Annotated in this window: 20 protein-coding genes, 1 tRNA gene and 1 riboswitch; of the genes, 13 read left to right on the top strand and 8 right to left on the bottom strand. The window is 41.2% G+C overall.

Annotated features, from left to right (window positions below; all coding sequences use genetic code 11):
- Positions 1 to 4 precede the first annotated feature (4 nt).
- From fucP to BMX50_RS02875, 3 genes are all read left to right on the top strand, one after another.
- On the top strand, positions 5 to 1,249 hold the full coding sequence (fucP, locus tag BMX50_RS02885; protein WP_091207388.1) for an L-fucose:H+ symporter permease: 1,245 nt from the start codon (positions 5 to 7) through the stop codon (positions 1,247 to 1,249).
- A gap of 100 nt (positions 1,250 to 1,349) precedes the next feature.
- Positions 1,350 to 2,372 (top strand): LacI family DNA-binding transcriptional regulator, encoded by a 1,023-nt coding sequence (locus BMX50_RS02880; RefSeq protein WP_244280827.1) that lies wholly within the window; start codon positions 1,350 to 1,352, stop codon positions 2,370 to 2,372.
- Positions 2,373 to 2,480: 108 nt separating this feature from the next.
- Entirely contained in the window at positions 2,481 to 3,092 is a 612-nt protein-coding gene (locus BMX50_RS02875; RefSeq protein ID WP_091207386.1) for an MCP four helix bundle domain-containing protein, read from the top strand.
- Positions 3,093 to 3,151: 59 nt separating this feature from the next.
- Here BMX50_RS02875 and BMX50_RS02870 read toward each other — a convergent pair whose 3' ends face one another.
- Positions 3,152 to 5,515, bottom strand: coding sequence for an alpha-L-rhamnosidase-related protein (locus tag BMX50_RS02870; protein ID WP_091207384.1), 2,364 nt, complete (start codon positions 5,513 to 5,515; stop codon positions 3,152 to 3,154).
- A gap of 276 nt (positions 5,516 to 5,791) precedes the next feature.
- Between BMX50_RS02870 and BMX50_RS02865 the strand changes: the two genes are divergently transcribed.
- Positions 5,792 to 7,237, top strand: coding sequence for a TlpA family protein disulfide reductase (locus BMX50_RS02865; protein WP_091207382.1), 1,446 nt, complete (start codon positions 5,792 to 5,794; stop codon positions 7,235 to 7,237).
- A gap of 5 nt (positions 7,238 to 7,242) precedes the next feature.
- Here the strand turns inward: BMX50_RS02865 and BMX50_RS02860 are convergent, their stop codons facing one another.
- Entirely contained in the window at positions 7,243 to 7,839 is a 597-nt protein-coding gene (locus BMX50_RS02860; protein WP_091207380.1) for a TetR/AcrR family transcriptional regulator, read from the bottom strand.
- Positions 7,840 to 8,194: 355 nt separating this feature from the next.
- Between BMX50_RS02860 and BMX50_RS02855 the strand changes: the two genes are divergently transcribed.
- Entirely contained in the window at positions 8,195 to 9,433 is a 1,239-nt protein-coding gene (locus tag BMX50_RS02855; RefSeq protein WP_091207378.1) for an MFS transporter, read from the top strand.
- Positions 9,434 to 9,515: 82 nt separating this feature from the next.
- Here the strand turns inward: BMX50_RS02855 and BMX50_RS02850 are convergent, their stop codons facing one another.
- On the bottom strand, positions 9,516 to 10,880 hold the full coding sequence (locus BMX50_RS02850) for an MFS transporter (RefSeq protein WP_091207375.1): 1,365 nt from the start codon (positions 10,878 to 10,880) through the stop codon (positions 9,516 to 9,518).
- A 224-nt stretch (positions 10,881 to 11,104) separates the two neighbouring features.
- Positions 11,105 to 11,297: riboswitch (cobalamin riboswitch) on the top strand.
- A 172-nt stretch (positions 11,298 to 11,469) separates the two neighbouring features.
- Between BMX50_RS02850 and metE the strand changes: the two genes are divergently transcribed.
- Positions 11,470 to 13,794, top strand: coding sequence for a 5-methyltetrahydropteroyltriglutamate--homocysteine S-methyltransferase (gene metE, locus BMX50_RS02845; protein ID WP_091207367.1), 2,325 nt, complete (start codon positions 11,470 to 11,472; stop codon positions 13,792 to 13,794).
- Between the two features lie 53 nt (positions 13,795 to 13,847).
- Complete coding sequence (locus BMX50_RS02840; RefSeq protein WP_091207365.1) at positions 13,848 to 14,093, top strand: cysteine-rich CWC family protein; 246 nt, start codon at positions 13,848 to 13,850, stop codon at positions 14,091 to 14,093.
- A 63-nt stretch (positions 14,094 to 14,156) separates the two neighbouring features.
- Here BMX50_RS02840 and BMX50_RS02835 read toward each other — a convergent pair whose 3' ends face one another.
- The 4 genes from BMX50_RS02835 to BMX50_RS02820 form a co-directional block, all read right to left on the bottom strand.
- Positions 14,157 to 14,657 (bottom strand): SRPBCC family protein, encoded by a 501-nt coding sequence (locus BMX50_RS02835; protein WP_091207363.1) that lies wholly within the window; start codon positions 14,655 to 14,657, stop codon positions 14,157 to 14,159.
- Between the two features lie 25 nt (positions 14,658 to 14,682).
- Positions 14,683 to 15,171, bottom strand: a complete 489-nt coding sequence (locus BMX50_RS02830; protein WP_091207361.1) for a VOC family protein — start codon at positions 15,169 to 15,171, stop codon at positions 14,683 to 14,685.
- 122 nt (positions 15,172 to 15,293) lie between these two features.
- A complete protein-coding gene (locus BMX50_RS02825) occupies positions 15,294 to 15,713 on the bottom strand; it encodes a VOC family protein (RefSeq protein ID WP_091207359.1) in 420 nt (139 codons plus the stop codon).
- Positions 15,714 to 15,719: 6 nt separating this feature from the next.
- Positions 15,720 to 16,049, bottom strand: a complete 330-nt coding sequence (locus tag BMX50_RS02820; RefSeq protein WP_091207357.1) for an ArsR/SmtB family transcription factor — start codon at positions 16,047 to 16,049, stop codon at positions 15,720 to 15,722.
- 333 nt (positions 16,050 to 16,382) lie between these two features.
- Here BMX50_RS02820 and kdsA point away from each other — a divergent pair, with 333 nt between their 5' ends.
- The 6 genes from kdsA to BMX50_RS02790 all read left to right on the top strand — a co-directional run bounded on the left by kdsA (position 16,383) and on the right by BMX50_RS02790 (position 22,138).
- Positions 16,383 to 17,159: a 3-deoxy-8-phosphooctulonate synthase gene (gene kdsA / locus BMX50_RS02815; protein ID WP_091207355.1), complete on the top strand. Its 777-nt coding sequence runs from the start codon at positions 16,383 to 16,385 to the stop codon at positions 17,157 to 17,159.
- Between the two features lie 24 nt (positions 17,160 to 17,183).
- A complete protein-coding gene (locus BMX50_RS02810) occupies positions 17,184 to 18,119 on the top strand; it encodes a KpsF/GutQ family sugar-phosphate isomerase (protein ID WP_091207352.1) in 936 nt (311 codons plus the stop codon).
- Between the two features lie 110 nt (positions 18,120 to 18,229).
- A complete protein-coding gene (locus BMX50_RS02805; protein WP_091207349.1) occupies positions 18,230 to 19,561 on the top strand; it encodes a nucleotide sugar dehydrogenase in 1,332 nt (443 codons plus the stop codon).
- Positions 19,562 to 19,769: 208 nt separating this feature from the next.
- Complete coding sequence (locus BMX50_RS02800) at positions 19,770 to 21,173, top strand: undecaprenyl-phosphate glucose phosphotransferase (RefSeq protein ID WP_091207347.1); 1,404 nt, start codon at positions 19,770 to 19,772, stop codon at positions 21,171 to 21,173.
- Between the two features lies 1 nt (position 21,174).
- Positions 21,175 to 21,963, top strand: a complete 789-nt coding sequence (locus tag BMX50_RS02795; RefSeq protein WP_091207344.1) for a helical backbone metal receptor — start codon at positions 21,175 to 21,177, stop codon at positions 21,961 to 21,963.
- A gap of 93 nt (positions 21,964 to 22,056) precedes the next feature.
- Positions 22,057 to 22,138, top strand: a tRNA-Leu gene (locus BMX50_RS02790).
- 231 nt (positions 22,139 to 22,369) lie between these two features.
- Here BMX50_RS02790 and BMX50_RS02785 read toward each other — a convergent pair.
- A complete protein-coding gene (locus tag BMX50_RS02785; protein ID WP_091207341.1) occupies positions 22,370 to 23,008 on the bottom strand; it encodes an MgtC/SapB family protein in 639 nt (212 codons plus the stop codon).
- Positions 23,009 to 23,152: the final 144 nt, after the last annotated feature.

Raw genomic sequence — 23,152 nt, 5'->3', positions numbered from 1 at the left:
CACAATGGACACCCAGCCTAAATTTACTGAACGTAAGTTCCTTGTAGTACTCATTTTTGTTACCTCGTTATTTATGCTCTGGGGGATAGCCATGACCCTTGGAGACACTTTGAACAAGCATTTTCAGAATGTTTTACATGTTTCAAAATCGCGCTCGGCTTATGTACAGCTATCGTTATTTGGTGCCTATGCGGTGATGGGCATTCCGGCGGGTATGTTCATGAAAAAATTCGGTTATAAAAACGGTGTTCTTTTGGGCCTTGGGCTTTATGCTGCAGGTGCATTTCTGTTTGTTCCGGCGGCTGATGCTAAATCGTTTGACTTCTTCAGGATTGCCTTATTTGTTCTTGCGTGTGGTTTGGCAACACTCGAAACTGTGTCACACCCTTTTGTTGCCTCCCTCGGCGACCAGCGCACCAGCGATCAGCGTATTAACTTTTCGCAGGCCTTCAATGGCGTTGGTGGCGTTATCGGTCCGCTGCTGGGCGGTTATTTTGTTTTAAAAGGTGGCCAGGAACATTCAAATGACCTGATATCGGTAAAGCACCTTTACATAGCTATAGGGGCCGTGATTGCATTGGTTGGGGTAGCATTCTCATTTTTAAAAGTGCCACCGTTGCAGGACCCACACGTGGTGGCAACGGATTCATACGCAGTTGCCGGCGAGGGGCATGTTTCTGAAAGTTTATTCAGGAAAAAGCATTTTGTTTTTGCAGCTATAGCCCAGTTATTTAACGTTGCAGCACAAGGAGGTACCTGGGCATTTTTTATTAACTATGGCCACGAAATTATGCATTTGACCGACGAACATGCAGGTTATTATTTTTCACTGAGCATGGTAATGATGATGATCGGTCGGTTTATCGGTACCTTTTTAATGCGCTACATAGCGCCAAATAAATTGCTGGCGATTTTTGCGTTAGGCAATATCCTGATGTGTATAATCGTGGCACAAGGCTTTGGCGTGGTTTCGTTTGTAGCTTTGCTTTTCATCAACTTCTTCTTCAGTATTATGTTCCCAACAATATTCAGCCTTGGGTTAAAAAATTTAGGGGCGCAAACGCAAAATGCGTCCTCATTTATCGTAATGGGGGTTGTTGGAGGCGGGTTGTTTCCGCCAATTATGGGCCTCATTGCCAACCATAATGTTGCAACAGCTTATTATCTGCCTATCATTTGCTACGCCGTGATATTTTTATTCGGTATAAGTTATCCAAAACTTAATAAACAAGGCGTGCAATCAATGTAGCTTAATCGATTTATTTTTATATTTTGGCCAATAATAGCTCAATAATCTATGGTTATTGGGCTATTATATTTTATATTTGATTTTAGTCAATTTTAGCCGAGTGAAAAAACTATCGATTGTTGATATAGCCAATGAATTAAAGGTTTCTAAAACCACGGTGTCATTTATACTGAATGGCCGGGCCAAGGAAAAACGGATAGGTGAGGACCTGGTAGAGCGTGTTACCAAATATGTTGAAGAAGTAGGCTATAAGCCAAACTCGCTGGCTAAAAGCCTGCGTACCGGTAAGTCAAATACCATTGGTTTAATGGTTGAAGATATTTCGAATCCTTTTTTTGCCAGCATAGCGCGGCTTATTGAAGACAGGGCTTATAAAAACGGATATAAGATACTTTATTGCAGTACCGACAATGATACTCAAAAAACCAAGGAGCTGATCAATATGTTCCGCGACAGGCACGTAGATGGTTACATTATTGCTCCGCCCGAAGGTATTGAAGATGATGTGGAACAACTACTTAAGGACGGTTTGCCTGTGGTGATGTTCGATAGGCATTTGCCAAAAGTAAATACCGACTATGTAGAGATCGACAACCTGTTCAGCACCTATAATGCTACCCGGCATTTAATACAGCAAGGCTATAAAAATATAGCTTTTGTTACTTTCGCTTCCACACAAACACAAATGGCGGCCCGGATGCAGGGTTATAAGGATGCATTGAAAGAAAGTCGTTTTACGCCTGTTATTAAAGAGATTGTTTTTAATCAGGATGAAGAGATGATCATTAAGCCAATGACAGCGTTTTTCAAAAAACATAAAGATCTCGACGCGGTAGTTTTTGGTACTAACCATGTGGGTACCTGCGGGCTTAAAATATTTGGTACACTGGGTATTAAAGTGCCTGAAGATATGGCTGTTATATCATTTGACGATTATGATGTTTTTAAGTTGTATTCGCCCCCGGTAACGGCTATAGCCCAGCCGGTTGATGAAATAGCTGATAATGTGATCACAGTTTTGCTCAAAAAGCTTAATACAAAAGGAGTTAGCACAGCTTCGCATTCTATAATTCTTAAAACCAATCTGCAGATCAGAGGTTCATCGTCGGGTTTAAAAGGTTGATTAATTTTAAAAGAACCATATATTAGCAGCCGTAAGTGATACAATTGCAGGGGATAGGTTTTCTGTAACCGGGCATCCTTTTATTATCTTTAATAAAAATTTACTGTTATGACACGGGCTTTCATTATAAAAAATAAAGCAAGAATGGTTTTGGCTTTAGCTGCGCTTACCGCTATGCTTTTATTAGCCAATTGGAATGGGCGGGACAATGTTAAAGCGTTGGATAAAACGCTGACATCCATTATGAACGACCGCCTGCTGCCGGCTACTTTTGTACATGAAATAAGTAATAGGCTTTATGAAAACAAACTAACTGCAGCGGCTTCCGGTCCGGATGCCCAGGCTAAAATCAGTGGTAATTATGCAGCTATAGAAGCATTGGCAAAGAAATATGAAGCTACTCAATTAACGAAAGAAGAATCAGCAAAGTGGAAAGCTTTTCGCATTCAGCTGAGTAACCTCAGAAAACAGGAAGCGGACAAAAATAACGCCGAATATGTTTTTGCCCAGGCCCTTAAATCGCTCGATCAGCTTATTGCAATACAAGTTGGCGAGAGTAACCGCTTGCTTCAAAGCGGACAAAGAAATGTAAGTTCGAGTATAGTTACTGCTAATTTTGGTGTTGTTGTTTGCATTTTACTCGGACTGTTTATTATGGTGTTACTAAGCGCCAGAGAGCAAATGATTTTACGGCAGGATGAACGGCATTTGATGAATTAAAAGTTAGAATCCAGACTTACGAAGTTTTAAAAACTTCGTAAGTCTTCAGCTGCTTGTATTTAAATAACCATAACATTTTCACCGCCTTTAAGTATATATGTTTTTGATTTCCATACAAAAACACCTGATGTGTGGCGCGGTAAACTGATCTTTATTTTCCACTTGCTGTTTTCCAAAGCATAACTCACCACCACCTTTCCGTTGGGATGTGGAATTTCGCCGCTTGCTTTGGTCAATGTCCCTAAATGGGGTTCAATCTTTACCTTGCTGAATCCCGGTGCATAGCTGTCAATGCCTAAAACTGTTCTGAAAAATTCAATATTAGGGCTGCTTCCCCATGCATGACAGTCCGACCGGCTGTATTTAAGGTCGGAGTATTCGGCCCAGGTGGTTAATCCCATTTTAATGTTATCGCGCCAAATACCCAGCCAATTTATATAGTCGTTTCCTAAACCACCTTTTACCAATGCCTGGTGCAGGTAGTATTTGAAGTAGATGGTACATTGCGTTAGGGAGGTATCAGCTAACAATTTTTTTGATAATGCAGTCAGGTCTGCATTTTTCACCATGCCGGTAAGTATAGCCAATGAATTGGCATGCTGCGAAAAATGATCTTTATCCTTTGTATCGGCATACAACATCTTGGCCGGGTCCCAATATTTGCGTTGAATAGTTTGTTTTAGTTTAGCGGCTTGCCTATTGTATAAAGCTGCATAATCGGGTAATCCTATTTTAGTCTCCATTGCCGCAGCCCATTGGTAAGCCCACAATAATTGTAGGTCAATAATGGCCGAACTCCCATCCGTACCTTTGGGTGGCGATCCAATTTCCCAGTTTTTGCCGCTTGCCCAATCAACAAATGTCCAATATGGAGTGTTTTTTAACGAACCGTCGGCTTGTTGGTATTGGCTGAAGAATTTTAACACAGCCCGTTCTCCATCCAGTTTATCTTTAATGAAAGTACTGTCGCCGCGGTACATCCAATAATCATGCAGCATGCCTATGTACCATAACGAAAAGGTTGAAATAATTTGGGTATCATGAGTAGGATAGCGGCTTTGAGTAACGCCTTCGGCCAAACGCGAATGATCCATCAGGTTAATGGCGTTGCGGGCCAGGCGGTCGTCGCCGCTGTAGTAATAAGAAATCATGGCCTGGATACGGGTGTCGCCAATGTACTGCAACTGTTCGTAATAGGGGCAATCGGTATAAGTTTCAAATGCATTCAAACGGGCAGTACGCCAGCCAATGTCGAGAATCTGTTTTATCTCCTTGTTATCAGTATTGAAAATGGCGGTTTGTTTAAATGGATACCCGGTAAAGATTCCATACAAATCATTAATAACTAATGGCTCATTTTGTGTATGTATAATTAAACGGATGTAACGAAAAGTCCGGAAATTGAGTGTTGTATACGATTGCGCGGTACTGCCATTGGAGATCAGGCTATCCTTTCTGCCCGAAAAATCTTTTCCCTCCACATCATTACGGTTGCCTTTCCGCATGCCGTATTTACTTAAATTGTCAAAAAGTGATTCTGCATAGCTTAGAGAAATGCCGGCGTCTTTTCCCCCGCTGAAATTAATGGTTGGGTAGGCATTGGTGAGATGTGCTTGATCAAGCAGCATGGTAACCGTAGTGTTAGCTGGAATAGTCAGCGGTGCTTTTGCGCCCGGAAAAGTTGAGGGAATATCCATTCCGGTGGCTTTACGTATGGTCGGGATTCGTTCGTAGATCAACTCTCGTTGCGGAATTGATGAAGGCACCAGTTGCCACCCAAAACCATCCCATTGTCCTTTCAGTTGCCCGCCGAAAAGATTAGTTGCATTTGGCCAGGTGCTATCATCAAAGTTGGGCGAGTACCAGTTCATAATGCTTTTATTCATGTCTACCATTTCGCCGGTGCTGGCAGCAAAATAGCCCCAGATGGGTTGATACCCTTTATCTTGTGTGCTTTTCCAGGTATTATTGGTATTCAGCATTTCTTCGGCAGCGGTGTTGCCTTGTATAATGAGTGCTGTACGTACGCTAATCTGCGCCTCCGGGCGATACTGGGCCTCGTTCCATACCAATGCGGCAACAGTATTTTTACCTGCGTTGAGATAGGGTGCAAGATCTACCGTTTCGTAATTCCAGTAAAAGGCGTCGCCCCGCGCTGGCCCGAGGGATACTAATGTGCCGTTTATATAGAGTTTATACCGGTTATCAGCCGATACATGGATAATAAAGCTGGCCGGTTTATTAGCAAGCTGAACGTTTTTCCGGAAGTAGTAAATTCCGTATTCATTCCCGGTAATACCGGGGGCGGAGATCCATTGCGCATTCCATGCCCGTTCTTCTGGCGGATGAAGGACGCGTGCATTACTGCTTTGTGCTAAGAGGATAATTGTTGCCGATAAAATAGAAAGTAGAAAACGTTTCATGCAGATTTAATTGGTTTATTGGTAATGGTTCAGGTTGGTTTTTCCTGTTTGTGCTTGATAATAAAATTGGTTCGACTAATATAATTAAATCGATTTAGCAAATTGTTATATATTTTGAATTTTTATATTAAAAAGTTGATACGGCTGCGTTCCTGTTGCGAAGCCAATAGTGGGGGTAGGTATATTCTGGTTTGGGTGGTAGGTAAACTAAATCTTAAAGTCTTATTGAAATCACCTGATGAAGTTTATATTTGTTTAAACCTGCCAATTACATCTATGAAAAAAATAATCCTGCTCCTGCTCAGCTTTTATTTTATCAGCAATGGGGTAGCCCAAAACGTTGTCCAGCCCCTTGTTATACAGGGAAAGCTTAGCAATTCTGCCGAAAAAACACTAAAGATTTCTTTTGAAGATGCCAACGGGAAGTTTGTTATCGATACGATAAGGCTCAATGACGCTGGCGAATTTTATTTAAAAACATACAAAATAGTCCGGCCGCAACGTACCAGTATTCAGCAAAACAACACGCAGATCAATCGCATCTACGTTGCTCCGGGTTATAATCTCCTGATAACCGGTGATGCCGCCGATTACGTCAGATTGTCAAAAACTAAGAAGATTGGCGGGATAGGCGGCCAGGTCAATCAATACAGGGTGAAATTAGATTCGATCCTGGTAGCACGGAATGACAAGACCGCATGGTATGATCTGAAGACAGACGAATTAATACAGTTCCTTAAAAAATCAAAAACGCTGGAAGATTCAGTATTAAATGTAGTATTTAGGAAACCCGCAATGGAGGATAAATATTCCAATACGTTTAAGAAAATGATTGATTTAGATAATCAAAGCTTAAACTTTTACATGCTGCTCCAACATCTTGATTTGGTTAAATACAATACAGCGGAAATGCGGGAACTGGTGGCGAAAAACACACCGCCTGCATTCTTAAATGGTGTATCGCATGATGAGTATTTATTATCAGAAGATTATAAATCATGGTTTTTGCCGCTTTACTATACTTATGAACAACGGTTGGATTTACTGCGCGATTCGGCTGCTGTAAAGAAGCCTGGTTATACGCTTGAAAAAATCAAACTACTTTTTACCGGAAAAGTGAGGGATTTTTATCTTAACCGTTATGTTGAAAAGAGAATTGGTGGATCCAACGCTATAGCGCAATTGATTGCCGGACAAAAGGAAATGCAGACATTTATCAATGCTATTGGCAATCCTGTTTTAAAGAAAAACCTTGCCAATAATTTTATTGAGAAGAAGCAACAGTTAATGCAGGTGCAAATTGGTAAACCGGCTCCGACGTTTACTTTACCCAGTGACCACGGCAAGGTTTTTAGCCTGTCCGATTTTAAAGGAAAAGTTATCTATATTGATCTTTGGGCAAGCTGGTGCGGCCCATGTCGCCAGGAGATGCCTGCATACAAAAAACTGAGTGACAAATTTAAAACCAATCAACAGGTGGCTTTTGTAAGTATTGCTGTGCACGACGGAGAAAAGGAGTGGAGGAACGCCCTCAAAGAGGAAAAACCTGATTGGCTGCAACTTTATGATAACGAAGGTACAGTGGCGCAGGCTTACATAGCCAACGCTATTCCAAAATATATACTTATTGATAAAGAAGGCAAAATGCTCAGTTTTGATGCTCCCGGTCCGGGAAGTGTTCAGGCTGAACAGTTGATCAATGATGCTATCGCAAAGCCATAATTTGTTTAGGCTTTTTCCAGGGCGTATGATGCCAGCTCTTCTTTCAGGTTTTTAATCATTACCTGCATGGGCTTGGTGCTATTTAATACACGGCAAAGTACGTTTCCGCCTTCTATAGATAACATCATCCTTGTGGCAAATTCATCAGCATTTATAGCATTTGAGAGTTCGCCGCTTGCAATGCCATCTTTTATAATATTAGTAATAGCAGCGATGCCAGCACTTACCATATCCTTTATTTTCTTTTTAATAGCGGGATTGGTGTCATCTGTTTCTGTTGAGAAGTTAACTATCGGGCAACCACCGTCAATATAGCTTTTAAGCGGGTTCTTGCTGTTATCCAATACTGCATAAATTTTTGTAATAGCAGTTTTGTGCTTGTTGATGGTGTTGTTTCGCCTGTCGGTAAGTTTACCTAAAAGGAAATCAACAGAAGCCTGGGCCAATTCGTCTTTGCTTTCAAAATGACCGTAAAAACAGCCCTTGCTTGTATTGGCAACTTCAAGCACATCATCAACTGAAGTACCGGCAATTCCTTTTTCATTAAATAAAAGAGCAGCCTTTTCAATAATGAATTGCCTTTTTTGCTCGCCTTTGTTCATTTTCAATTATTTAATACGCAAATATAGACTAAATGGTTTAAAAAAGTAAAGCGTGGTAACTGTTAGTGAAGGTAATGTGATGCCTCTTTTTTGTTGTAAGTAATTGAAAGTTAATTAATTATTGAAGTTTTTGTATTGGGCCAGATACAAAGGTTGTTCGTTTTTTTACATTGATTTTATTATTCTGTGTGTTGGCAGATGCTTAGAAAACAGGATTGACACGGGAATGTAAATATGATTAAAGGTAGACTAAATGGTTTTATTTAATAAACCATTTAGTCTACTTTTGTTTGCCGGTAATAAAGAAATACACAATTAATACTTTTTTGATTTCAATAAAATTTAGCATTGAGTTATGAAACTTATAAAAGAACATCACAGGGGCATCAGTACTGTTTTAGCGTTTGCGCTGATTCCGCTTTCGGGTTTTGCAACTGATATTTATATACCCTCGCTTCCGTCAATGGCAAAGGAATTGGCTGTTAATAATTCGGCAGTGCAACTTTCTCTTATCGCATTCATGATCAGCTCGGGTGTTAGTCAGCTTTTTGTTGGTAGTTTGCTTGATAGCTTTGGCCGTTATCGTATCGGCACAATCTCTTTGCTTGTGTTTGCGTTTGCGAGTTTTACCATAGCCATTTGTCATAACATTAACCTTATTTATGCTATGCGTGTTTTACAAGGTATCACGGTGGCGCTTATTGTAGTTGGTAAGCGGGCCTACTTTGTAGATATGTACTCGGGCGAACAGTTGAAGCATTACACCAGTCTGTTTTCTATTATCTGGGCAACCGCACCTATTGTTGCGCCTTTCATCGGCGGATACCTGGAAGCGGCCTTTGGCTGGGAATCAAATTTTCTTTTTCTTGGAATAGCGACACTTTCGCTGTTGGTTTTAGAATTGGCGTACGGCGGCGAATCATTAAAAAACTACCATCCATTTAAGGCAAAAAGTATTTTGCAGGCTTATTTATCTACCATTAAAACCCGCGATTTTTCGTTGGGCCTTATCCTGATCTCGTTGAGCTACGCCATGTTAGTGGTATATGGTATGAGCAGTCCTTTTATTATCGAGCATATATTTCATTTTTCGCCTGTGGTAACTGGTTATTGTTCGTTGCTTTCCGGGGTGTCATTAATGGCCGGGGGGATAATTTCTAAAACACTTATTAAGAGACCGCTGGTTAAAAAAGTATCCATAGCGCTTGCGCTTCAATTAAGTTTTGCCGCTTTAATGGTTTTTACAGCTGGCATTAAAACAAGCTTGTTTACACTAATGGCGTTTACGGTATTGGTTCACCTGTTATCTGGCTTTGTGTTCAATAACATTTTTGCTTATTGTTTAGGCCGGTTCTCAAAAAATGCAGGTATTGCCAGTGGGGTAACAGGCGGATCGCTTTATATCATTACTTCATTTTTTAGCTACGGAATTGTGAACCTGATGGCTATCAAAAATCAGCAATTGTTAGGGATAGCTTATTTGTCATTCGCCATAATTGCGGTTATCACTCTGGTGCTTTTTAACAAAGCAAGGGCAGTGCATCAAAAAGAACAGGAAGCTGCTGTTGTTTTGACTGCCGAAGTAGCGATATGAAAATATCAGCTGATCTTTTACAGCACAAAAGAAGCCGGCAATTATTTGCCGGCTTCTTTTGCGTTTTGATAATACTATGTATTTACTTTTTCACGCTCCGGGTTACTAAAAACAAAGCTAAAGCTGTTAGCCCAATGGAAATAGCGGCACTTTTAGATACTGCTCCTAAAATAGACAGGCTGCCTCCGGCTGCCATTGCGCCAAAAACGGCTACACCGATAGCACCGGCTGTTTGCCTTGATGTATTTAAAATAGCAGAGGCTGTGCCCGATAAGGTTTTATCTACACTTGACAAGATTCCGTTGATCATGGCCGGTACAGCAAGCCCCATTCCCATCGGGATAATCAGGAAAGGCAAAAATAGCTGAATGTAAGGCGTATGCTCGTGAGCAATAAATAAACCCGTAAAACCGGCTGCAAACATGATTAACCCCGCAACAATCGGTTTACGTATTCCGTAACGGTTAATAATGCGGCTGCTGATTACATTTGAAATAACAAAGCCTGCTGTAAGCGGCAGGAATGCGAACCCGGCAATAAGGGAAGGATAGTTCAGTACTTTTTGCAAATAAAGACTCAGGATAAAAACAGTACCATAGTATGATCCGTTTAAAACAGCTCCCAATATCAAAAGCGCATTAAATTGCCCTGATTTAAACAAATGAAACGGTAGCATGGGGTGCGCAACTTTGCTTTCTATCCATAAAAACATGCCGAACAGCAATAAACTTAGTATCAGTCCGCCCCAGATTAATCCGTTATTAAACCCAAGTCTTGGTACTTCAATAATGATGCTGATGAGTGTTGTGATGGATAGCATCCAGGTGAGCTGTCCTGCCAGGTCAAAGCTTTTTTTGTTTGTTTTTGCAGTTTGCTCCATTTTAAAGCTCAGAATGTAACCGATGATACAAATGGGGATGTTAACAATGAAAATATAGCGCCAGTTGCTAAATGCTATTAATAAACCGCCGATGGTAGGGCCTGCCACCAGGGCCGAGCTTCCGGCTGCGGTCCATAAACTTACGGCGCGGGTTCGTAGCTGTGGTGTATGCGCAAATTGATGATTGAGCAGTGCAAGTGAACTTGGTATCATCATAGCCGCCCCGACTCCCTGGGCTATCCTGAAAATGATAAGCGTAAGGGCATCTGGTGCCAAGCCGCAGCCTGCCGATGCAATACCGAAAACGATTAAACCTATCTGGAAGATCTTTTTTGATCCCAAGAGATCGCTAAGGCTGCCTGCCGATAACATCAATACGGCAAAGGCAAGCGTGTAGGCATCTATTACCCATTGCAGGGTGCTGATACCGGCATGGTACGCTTTTGCAATTTCGGGCAAAGCTATATTAACAATAGAAACATCAAGCTGGGCTACCACGAAAGCGAGGCTGGTAGTTAATACCGCCCAGCCAAAACCCGGAGTATTTGTACGTGTTTGCTGACTCATAGAAGCCGCCAAAGTTAAGGATAGGTTTGCACCGGGAATGGTATAATTCAACGGTTTGTAAGGGTTAATTATTTGTTGACCGTTGTGTGACTTATAGCGAAACAGGAATATCTAATTGTAAGGCCGGATAGTGTGATTTTTAAAGGAGTTTGTTATGACAAATAAAATAACCTGAATATTCAAGTGGCATATCCTTATATTTGCCGCGATAAGTTCTTTACTTTACTTCAACAACCGGTATAGGTTTTACTTAATTGTAGATTAATAGGGAATCGTGTGCAAATCACGAACTGTCGCGCAACTGTAAGTAACACAAAAGGTTTTTGCCAATAATGCCCACTGATCGCCTGCCGGCGATTGGGAAGGGCGGCAAAAATGTTACAAGTCAGGAGACCTGCCTAATACTGAATTGACGGTGCTTTCGCGGTATGAAGCTCTGGTCAGGGTTATGATTGCTTGCCTGTTCGGGATCATTCCGTTATAAGGGCGCGTACCCATATATTCTCTCCATTTTTACATATCACAAAACATCGCGAAGCTTAGCTGAAGGGGCTTTTAACCGATTTATTCATTTAATCAATTAAAAGAAATGCTAACGCAAAATTTAGGCTATCCGCGTATTGGTAGCCGGCGCGAATTAAAAAAGGTCTGCGAAAACTACTGGGCAGGCAAAACTGGGCTAAAAAATGTGCTTACTGTTGGTAAATACATCAGGGAAGAAAACTGGTTGCTGCAAAAGGAAGCAGGGATTGACCTGATCCCATCAAATGATTTTTCGTTTTATGACCAGGTGCTTGATCATTCCTTAACATTTGGTGCTATTCCAAAGCGCTATCACGAGGTAATTCAACAAAAAGGCAATACCGAGCTCGACCTGTATTTTGCTATGGCGCGTGGCTATCAAAAAGAAGGTTTGGATATTGTGGCTATGGAAATGACCAAGTGGTTTGATACCAATTACCATTACATAGTACCCGAGTTTTATAAAGATCAGCAGTTTAAGCTTTTCTCAACCAAGGTTATTGACGAGTTTTATGAGGCCAAGCAACTGGGTATCACCAGTAAGCCGGTATTGCTTGGCCCGGTATCTTACCTGTTGTCAGGCAAAGAAAAAGAAGCTGGGTTTGACAGGATAGACCTTGTTAAAAATTTACTACCCGTTTACTTTGATATCCTGAATAAGCTCAAAACCTTAGGTGTTGAATGGGTTCAGTTTGACGAGCCATTTTTAACGCTTGATTTAAGCGAAAAACAACAGCGGGTATTTAGAGACACCTATGCCCAGCTCAGAAAAGAGTTTCCTTTCCTGAAGATAATACTGGCAACTTATTTTGAACGATTAGGAGATAACACGGCTTTAACAGCTTCATTGCCGGTTGATGTTTTACATATCGACCTGGTTCGTGCGCCACAGCAATTGGATGATGTAATTGCGCATCTTCCTAAAAAAACGGTCCTTTCTTTAGGGGTTGTTGATGGTCGCAACATCTGGAAGAATGACTTTATCAACTCGTTGGGTATTATAAACAATGCGAAAGATAAACTGGGGGCCGACCGCGTTTGGATTGCCCCCTCGTGTTCATTGATCCATTCGCCATGTGATTTGCAAAATGAAACCAACGAAGAGGTACTTACTTCCGAAATTAAACAATGGCTGGCCTTTGCCCGTCAAAAAATAAACGAAGTGGTATTGTTAAGCCGGTTATCGGAAGATGTAGTTAGCGACAGCAGTTTGCACCAACTGGCCAAAAATAGGGAAGCAAACGAATCCCGCCGGGTCTCTCGTCTTATTCACAATGAGGCTGTTAAGCAACGGGCGAGTGCAGTTACCGAAAGTGATGCACAGCGTATAAGCACTTTCCACGATCGAAAAAAACAACAGCAGCTTCTGCTTGATCTGCCGCTTTTTGCTACCACAACTATAGGTTCATTCCCGCAAACAACCGAGGTGCGCAGCTGGCGCGCCCGTTTAAAGAAAGGGGAATTAACCACAGCCGAATATGATAAACTGATAGCAGATGAAACCGAAAAGGCTGTAAAATGGCAGGAGGAAATAGGTTTGGATGTACTGGTGCATGGCGAGTTTGAACGTAATGACATGGTTGAATACTTTGGCGAACAACTGGCTGGTTTTACTTTTACGCAAAACGGCTGGGTACAGAGCTATGGTAGCCGTTGTGTTAAGCCGCCTATTATTTATGGCGATGTATCAAGGCCAGAGGCAATGACCGTAAAATGGTCGGCTTATGCGCAGTCATTAACTTCGCAATGGATGAAGGGTATGTTAACCGGCCCGGTAACTATTTTGCAATGGTCGTTTGTGCGGAATGACCAGCCACGCTCTGAAACCTGTACGCAGATAGCTTTAGCAATTCGTGATGAAGTATGCGATCTGGAAAGTGCTGGTATCAAGATTATACAGATAGATGAACCTGCTATTCGCGAAGGATTACCGCTTCGCAGGGATGACAGGGCCAATTACCTCAATTGGGCGGTTAAAGCTTTCCGGATTTCGGCGAGCGGCGTTCAGGATAGCACGCAAATCCATACACACATGTGTTATTCGGAGTTTAATGATATCATTAAAAATATTGCCGATATGGACGCGGATGTGATCACGATAGAGACTTCGCGCTCGCAAATGGAACTACTGGATGTTTTTGCCGATTTTAAATATCCTAATGAAATTGGCCCGGGTGTGTATGATATTCATTCGCCCCGCGTACCCAACAGGGAGGAGATGATTTATTTGCTTAAACGTGCACAGGCTGTAATTCCTGATGCCCAGCTTTGGGTAAATCCAGATTGTGGTTTAAAAACCCGCGGCTGGGATGAAACTAAAAAAGCGTTAATAGAAATGGTAGAGGCTGCAAAAGCCATCCGCGAAAGCGTAATAAATAATGTAACCGCATAAAACAATAAACTGCTGTGCCTTATTTGTAAGCGCACAGCAGTTTTATATATGTTATGGCAAATCATGAAAACAAACATTGCCCGCGGTGTAATGCGCCTTTTGAATGTAAGGTTGGCAGTATTTTACTTTGTCAGTGCCAGGGTATCAACTTTACGGATCAGGAACGTGACTATATCCGTTTAACCTACCCGGATTGCCTTTGCCGCAATTGTCTGATGGTTATGAAACATGAGATCAGTACAAAAGCGGCTCAGAAAAAAATCAGAACGATACTTGAAGCAATCAAAAAGGGTACGTAATAACGAGATATTGTTAATTGTATTAAAGTCGGCTTTAAGCTTTTTGCATTCCGCTTTTGGCTTTCATACAATTTCTCCTGCTTCAAACAGTTCGTCCAAACGGCTGTGAGAATCGTTTACACCTCGTTCCATACCTGATTGCAGCATGCCATCGCGATCTGCCACAGACTGAAAAACTGATTGAACGGTTACCTTAGTTCTATTATCAGGTAAAGCTTCAAATCTGGTAGTTTCAAGTGTAACGTGGCCGCTTTCTGGTAAGCCTTCAAATTCAAAAGTCTGGATGATGCGTTCGGGTGCGGTTACATCATGGATAACACCGTGAAAACCGTAATCATTGCCAGCCGGGTCGGTATGGATATAACGGTAAGCGCCTCCGCTGCGGCAGTCGTATTTGTCTATACGCATTTTAAGCTCGCGCGGGCCAAGCCATCTAACAATAAGTTCAGGATCAGTAAAGGCCTTAAAAACAAGTTCGCGAGGCGCTTCAAATTCACGAGTTATAAAAATCTCCTGTTTGCCGGGTTCGGCTTTAATGCCGGTTTGATTTTTTGTGGTGATCATGGTGTTTTTTTATTTAGGTGATTGGTTAATCGTTATCGTAAGCTTCCTGTAAAAGTTTGATATCCATTTTGGTCATCTGCATCATTGCTGCCATAACCCTTTTTGCTTTTTCAGGATTTTCATTGTTGTAAAGTAGTTCGCTCATAACTTCAGGAACAATTTGCCAGGTGACGCCAAATTTATCATCAAGCCAGCCGCATTGATTGGTTTTACCACCATCTGCCGGTAAGGCTTCCCACAGGTAATCAATTTCTTCCTGTGTTTTGCAGTTGATGTAAAACGAAGTAGCAGGCGAAAAATTGAACATCGGTCCGCCATCTAATGCTAAAAACTGCTGGTCTTCTATCCGGAATGTCCCAACTATCATTTTGCGACCGTTGCCAGGATCGGTAAGCGAGCTTACCTCACTTTCTGAGTTTTTAAATACCGAGGTGTAAAATTTCAATGCTTCTTCAAGGTTTCCGTTGAACCATAAAAAAGGAGTTACTTTCTGGGTTGCTTTAAATGTTGCCATGGTTTCAGTTTTTTAACGTTTAAAATTTGTTGCTTTTGATATCTCAAAGTTACCAGCAGCGGTAAAGGCAAATAGCGTGCAAAAACGACGAGATAAGGGGGCGATAGCGACAAGTTGTATTTTTACCTTCCTGGCATTTTGCTCATATCCATATGTAGCACATTCCAGCTGTGTCCATCAGGGTCGGTAAACAGGCAGCCGTACATCCAGCCATCCATTTCGCGGGGCTTATGGTTGCTTTTGCCACCTGCTTCTATGGCTTTCTGTGCCAGCTGGTCAACTTCTTCCTTGCTTTCGGCATCTATAGATAACAATACCTCAACTCCTTTGGCTGTATCGGCAAGGCCGCAATTTTCAACAAAGCCTTTAAATGTAGCTTCATCAAAAAGCATAACCGTAACATCTTTTTCGCCAACCTGCATGGCTGCAGAATTTGGCCCGTTACCAAATTGCGAATTAAAACGGAACCCGAGTTTGCTGAAAAACTCCTTCGATACATTTACATCTTTTACTGGCAGATTGATCCAGAATTGCTTTGTCATAATTGATTATTTTAAAGGTTTATCATTGTTTTTTAATTCTTCAAGCAGGTCATCAAGGGCGTCAAATTTTTCTTCCCAAACTTTGCGGTAGCGTTCAACCCACCGGGCTACTTCGTCAAGCTGTTTCAGGCGGGGCTCACAATATCTTTCGCGGCCTTGTTTTTTAATGGCGATAAGGCCGCATTCGGTAAGGATTTTTATATGCTGGGATATTGCAGGGCGACTTACATCAAAATTATCCGCAATGGCATTCAGGTTCATTGGTTTGAAAGCTATCAGGTTAATGATATCCCTGCGGGTTGGATCGGCAATGGCCTGGAAAACGTCTCGTCTCATCAAAATATAATATGTAAGTAATTGCTTACAAATTTATATGTAAGCAATTACTTACGCAAATTTTTCCGAATATTTTTCCTTATGGATAAAGAAGGGGAGAAGTATAGGGCAAAAACATTAAATATTCGGACTTACTCAAGTGCTCAAAAATATCAGTGTAGTGTAACCCTGGTAAAAAATAATATTTGATTATGAATATCTTGTAAGCTGTTTATTTGAAAAGTGTCAACCCGTTAATTTATTTATGTGCGTCTGCCCGGGAGGAAATAACCCCTTCTGTATGATTCTCAAAAAAATCAGCATCTTTGTGGCTGATAAATATATCCTAACAATATGCTGTTTGAACAAATAAACCAAAAGCCGTTCTTTATTCTTGGTCCCTGTGTTATGGAAAACCAGGAGTTGTTATATACTGTTGCCGAAAAGGTTGCCGAAGCAGGTCAGAAGTACAACGTTCCGGTGATCTTTAAATCATCGTTTGACAAAGCTAACCGTACTTCAATACACTCGTACCGTGGCCCGGGTCTGGAAAAAGGCATGGAAATGCTGCTCAATGTTAAGCAACGCTTTGGCCTGCCTGTTACTACTGATATTCATGAGCCTTTCCAGGCTGCTATTGTAGCCGAAGTTGCTGATATATTGCAGATCCCTGCGTTTTTATGCCGCCAAACAGATTTATTGGTTGCGGCTGCTCAAACCGGTAAAATTGTCAATGTAAAAAAGGCCCAGTTTCTTTCGGGGCATGATATGTTTTATCCTGCTCAAAAAGTTATTGAAGCCGGCAACAACCAGGTAATATTAACCGAACGCGGTAACATGTACGGCTATAATAATTTAGCTGTTGATTTCAGGAATATACACGATATGAAAGCTTTTGGCCATCCGGTTTGTATGGATTGTACGCATTCGGTTCAACGCCCTGGCGGAGCCGGCGGCAAAACAGGCGGCGACCGTACTTTTGTACCGATGATGGCCCTTGCTGCTAAAGCTTTTGGTGCCGACGGCTACTTTTTAGAAACACATCCCGATCCTGATAATGCATTGAGTGATGGCCCTAACATGGTTAAATTGCATGAACTGGATAAAGTTTTAGCCCCTTTGGTAGGATAGGTTTTTGTATGAGTGTTGGGACCTATGAAAAACATTGCAAAAAAGGTTTTTGATATTGAAATAGAATCGCTGCAGCATGTAGCAGGTTTAATTGATGACGAGTTTGCGCGGGTTGTTGAAGCTGTGCTTAAATCAACAGGTAAGCTCATAGTTATCGGGATTGGTAAATCGGGGCTTATTGGTAAAAAGATAGCCGCAACGCTGGCCAGCACGGGTACACCGAGTTTCTTTTTACATCCGGGCGAGGCGTTTCACGGTGATTTGGGCATGGTAAGCTCCAATGATGTTGTGTTGCTGATTTCTTATTCGGGCGAAACTGATGAGGTGCTGAAGCTGATACCCTATTTAAAGTGGAATAAAAATGTAATGATAGGCATTACCGGCAATCCCTTATCAACCGTTGCCAAAAACTGCAGTTATCATCTTAATATAAAGGTTGAGCGGGAGGCTTGCCCGCTTGAGCTGGCGCCTACGTCGTCAACTACCGCAGCGCTTGTTATGGGCGATGCCCTGGCTATAGCATTAATGGAATCAAGAAACTTTCAACAGCACGATTTTGCCCGTTTTCATCCCGGGGGGAGTTTGGGGCGTAAACTGCTGGTAAAGGTTAAGGACCAGATGCGTATCGATAAGCTGCCTTTTATTAATGAAGAAGCTTCATTCATGGATCTGCTGCTCCGTATGTCAGAAGGCAGATTGGGTATGGTTATGGTTGGCGATTCATCCCTTATCAAAGGCGTTGTGACAGATGGGGACCTTCGCAGGGCGTTATTAAAACACCCGGATACTTCAACCCTAACCATAGCCGAAATTATGACTGTTAATCCCGTCATTATTGATGAGAATGAATTTGTAGGTTATGCCGAGCAATTAATGCTTGAAAAGAAAATTACCACCTTGTTGGTTGGCACTGCAAGTAACCGTTCAATAACAGGTGTTTATCAGATCTATACTGCTTAAAATCGCTTTAAGTTAGCTTTGATCGCTTGCTGTTTGCATAGGGGGCACCAGATTTTGGTAATATTTGATTATCTTTACCGGTATCTATCATATCTACCGTGTTAAATTAAATGTCTGATCAATCAAATTCGATCACTAATAAATTTCAGGCTCCTGCAAATATTCGTATTGCAATAATAGGTCTTGGCTATGTGGGATTGCCTCTCGCAGTTGAGTTTGCAAAAAAATATCCTGTAAAAGGTTTTGATATTAAGCAAAGCAGGGTTGATGAGCTGAACAATGCATTTGACCGGACCCTTGAAACCAGTACCGATGAACTATCGACGGTTTTAGGCTTAACGGATGAAGGTAAAGGCTTAACTTTTACATCGCAGGTAACTGATATTGCTTCGTGCAACGTTTATATAGTTTCGGTGCCTACGCCTACTGACCAGCATAACCGCCCTGATCTGAGCTTGCTTACAAAGGCAAGTAAATCAATAGCAAGTGTACTAAAGAGGGGAGATGTGGTTATTTATGAATCGACAGTTTACCCCGGAGTAACAGAAGAAGTTTGTGTGCCGGTTTTGCAGGCAGAATCGGGTTTGCAATATAACAATGATTTTTTCGCCGGGTATTCGCCTGAACGTATAAATCCCGGCGACAAGGTTCATACGTTAACTAATATTTTAAAAGTAACCTCGGGTTCAACGCCTGAAGCTGCTGATTTTATTGACGGCTTATATCAATCGATAGTAAAAGCTGGAACACATAAAGCTCCTGCTATTAAAGTTGCCGAAGCGTGCAAGGTGATAGAAAACTCGCAGCGCGATATTAATATTGCTTTTGTAAATGAGCTGGCCAAAATATTCAGCATCATGAATATTGATACCCACGCAGTATTGGCGGCTGCAGGCACCAAATGGAATTTTCTGAATTTTAAACCGGGCCTTGTGGGGGGGCATTGTACAGGAGTTGATCCGTATTATCTTGCTGCTAAAGCCCAGCAAATGGGATATCACCCTGAAATTATACTGGCCGGGCGAAGGCTTAATGACGGCATGGGTAGTTACGTTGCCCTTGAGGTTATTAAGCTAATGGTTAAGAATGATATTTCGGTTAAAAAATCCAAAATCCTTGTGCTTGGGTTTACCTTTAAAGAAAATTGCCCTGATGTACGTAATACAAGAGTAATTGATATCATTAAAGGCTTTGAGGGCTTTGATGCCACTTGCGAAATATATGATCCATGGGCCGATCCGGATGAAGTAAAAAGGGAGTACGGGATATCTACGTTGAAAAACTACGGTGAGCTAAGCGGTGCATATAATGCCATTGTTGTGGCCGTGGCGCATCGGGAGTTTTACAATCTCGACTACAATGGTTTAAAACATACGCCATCATCCGTAATTTATGACATCAAAGGTATTTTAAACAAGGAAGTTGTAAATGGACGGTTGTAAATGTTGTTTTTACAATTATTTTTTCACATAAAATTCATATTTTTTTCACTGTTAACAGAGATTTCATTTTGAATAAATTTCTTAATTTTTAATTTTGTGGCTGTGGGAATAATACATTTGTAACGGTGTCTTCATTTAATTATGACATTGTTATTTATAAATAATTATAGTAATTTTAGCAGGTTGCATACTACATAAGCACATATACATGATTCACAGATACGCTACTTTTATTAAAGCAGTGAACCTTACCATCGATTATATTATACTTAATATGAGCATGGTAATTTCTTACTTCATCGAAGACCGGTCATACATCTTTTGGATAAACAACAGGAAATACTTGCCTATTGTGTTGGTTTTTAACCTTATCTGGCTGTTGTCTGCAAATATTACCGGCTTGTATGAGCATGTACTTAATAAAGATTCAATTAAAACTTATCGCGGCGTAATTAAAACCTATTTGCTGTTTGTAAGCTTTATCTGTTTCACTATCATTATATTGATAGGAACTAATGCGTATTTTATAACGCGTGAGTATCTGTTTTATTCGTTGGCATTGTTTGGTTTTCTGCTTGGTTTGTGGAAGCTGATATTCCTTACCATCCGTAAAAGCGACCGCTCTTCACTTATTGATACACGTACGGTTATCATTATTGGCGGAGGCCGGATCGGATCGGATCTTTACAGCTTTTTTAAACAAAACCCCGAACGCGGTTACAATCTTGTAGGTTTTTTTGATGACGGGATCGATACTGTTCTGGATAAAAATCTTTATTTAGGCGGTACTAATGACTGCATAAGCTATGTGCTTAATAATAAGGTTGATGAAATATTTTGTACGCTTCCAAATTCAGATGCAGACAAGATAGAGCAGTTGATGCTTGACGCCGATAAAAACCTGATCAGGTTTAAGTTTGTGCCTGAATATTACGATTATGCCAAAAAGCCAACGTTTATACAAAGTTTTGGTCATATTCCAATCATATCCGTAAGGCCCGAACCTTTGGAGAATATGCTTAACCGTTCTATCAAACGCTTATTTGACATCTGTTTTTCGATATTTGTTATCCTGTTTATTTTTAGCTGGCTTTTCCCTATCCTGGCCATTATTATAAAGCTCGAATCAAAGGGGCCGATATTCTTCGTTCAGGAGCGTTCCGGCAGGGACAATAAGCCTTTTAAATGCTATAAATTCCGTAGCATGAGGGTTAATCATGATTCGGATAAAAAACAGGCCACGCGTGGTGATTCGCGCATAACTAAGTCAGGAGCTTTTATCCGTAAAACCAGTATTGACGAATTGCCGCAGTTTTTTAACGTTATATTAGGCAACATGTCTATTGTTGGGCCAAGGCCACATATGATAAGCCATACTCAACAATATTCGCAACTCATTGATACCTTTATGGTAAGACATTTTCTTAAGCCGGGCATTACCGGTTGGGCCCAGGTGTCTGGCTTAAGAGGCGAAACTCAAACCACCCAGGCGATGCTTGAGCGCGTTGAGGCCGATGTTTGGTATCTTGAAAACTGGTCGTTCCTGCTGGATATGAAAATCATATTCCTGACCGTATGGAACGTGTTTAAAGGCGAAAAGAACGCATTTTAACATGCTGATATTCCGGGATCAGCTAAATCGAGAGGTTAAACTTTCCCGGCCGCCTAACCGTATCATTTCTATTGTACCATCTCAAACAGAATTGCTTTTTTACCTTGGCTTAGATGCCAGGGTAATTGGCGTTACTAAGTTTTGCATTCACCCCGCGGAAAACGTTAAATCAATTGCTAAAATAGGGGGGACCAAGCAACTTGATATTGCAAAAATCCGGTTGCTTAACCCTGATTTAATTATTGCCAATAAAGAAGAGAACGACCGTTTTCAGGTAGAAGAATTAATGAATATTTGTCCGGTATGGATTAGTGATATTTTTGACCTGGATTCGGCCCTACAAATGATTAACGGCATTGGTGATGTTACTGGTCGGCTGGAACAAGCAAACGATCTCTGCAAGGAAATAAAGCATCTGCTTAATGGCATAAAGCTTTCCTCAACCAAGCTCAATGTCGCTTACCTCATTTGGCGTAAACCCTATATGCTTGCAGGCAAGGGAACTTTCATTGATTGTATGATGCAAATATGCGGGTTAAATAATGTAACAGATGTTGAGCGTTATCCGGAAATTGATGCGGATGCCCTGATTGCTGCTAAGCCAGACCTTGTTTTTCTGTCAACTGAGCCATATCCATTTCGCGAAAAACATATAAATGAGTTTAAGGCCATTTTGCCTGACGCCAAAGTGATTTTGGTAGATGGTGAAATGTTTTCCTGGTATGGTAACCGACTTTTATATGCTCCAATGTACTTTAAACAACTGTTGAAGGGGGTGATGGAAAATTAATTGCTACTAAATGAGCATGATAGCAAAAAAATGAAAATTATGTTTTTAAGTATAATATTAAACACTATCTTTGCAGCCTGTTAAAACAGAAACGCGGAAGTGGCGTAATTGGTAGCCGCACCAGACTTAGGATCTGGCGCTTCACGGCGTGGGGGTTCGAGTCCCTTCTTCCGCACTAAAAAAGACGAGAGTCCCTTTGAAGCAATTTAAAGGGACTTTTTGTATTTAAACATTACCATGATTGTTCATGGTAATCCGGATCAGGTAGAAAAGTTGGGGGGACTTATTTTATCCATCGATATAAGCGAGTAAAGTACTCCATCTACCCGTATACCAAAGTGTTTCCTATTTTCAAACATGTATCAATAACTAAACCGACGTCTACATGGAACAAACAGTAATTGTATCACGAAAACTCAAAATGTTCGATAAGAGAAAGATCAGTAATTGAGTTAATGAACAGCTCCATTTTTGCAGAAGGTCCTTGAAGTTGCCATGTTAAAAGCATATAATTACTTTCTTTAACCCTTTTAACCATCTTGAATTTCAGTTTATGATCTTTCATCATATTTTCGCATAATGTGATGCCATTTGCTGAAACAGGGCATTTAATGTAAAATGTTTTGGATTGATTATAATAGTCTATTTTCTTTTGAAAGAAAGGAAGTACTGCAAGTATGAACAGGATCATTATACTGGCACAGCCGGCTGCTAAGTAATAACCGGCACCAATGCCCATTCCTACTGCAGCAACCGCCCAGATAGTAGCTGCTGTAGTGATGCCATTAACCCGATTTTCGCCTCTGAAAATAACACCGGCACCAAGAAAGCCAATGCCTGTGACAACGTTTGAGGCAATCCTGTCTGCATTATTGGGAGAACCGATGGCTGTTGACATCAAGGTGAAAAAACATGCACCAAAAGATATCATAATGGTTGTACGGAAACCAGCCGCTTTGCCGTGATACTCTCGCTCGGCGCCTACAAGTCCACCCCACAAAAGGGCCAGCAAAAACCTGATCAGGATTTCTATATCGAAAGTCATAAACTCAATTGCATTGATTATAATCGAATATATGATTTTTATAAATAGTTGAACGGCAGATTTTCGCCAAGTATGTGATGGGAGCAACCGATTGTAAGAGATAGGTTGTTACCATTTCATGTAATGCCGGGCGGTGTTTTGCTG

The organism is Mucilaginibacter gossypiicola, assembly GCF_900110105.1.
In the GTDB taxonomy this organism is placed as follows: domain Bacteria; phylum Bacteroidota; class Bacteroidia; order Sphingobacteriales; family Sphingobacteriaceae; genus Mucilaginibacter; species Mucilaginibacter gossypiicola.
The sequence above is the reverse complement of the archived record's forward strand: the minus strand, read 5'-3'. Positions and strand labels throughout refer to the sequence as shown.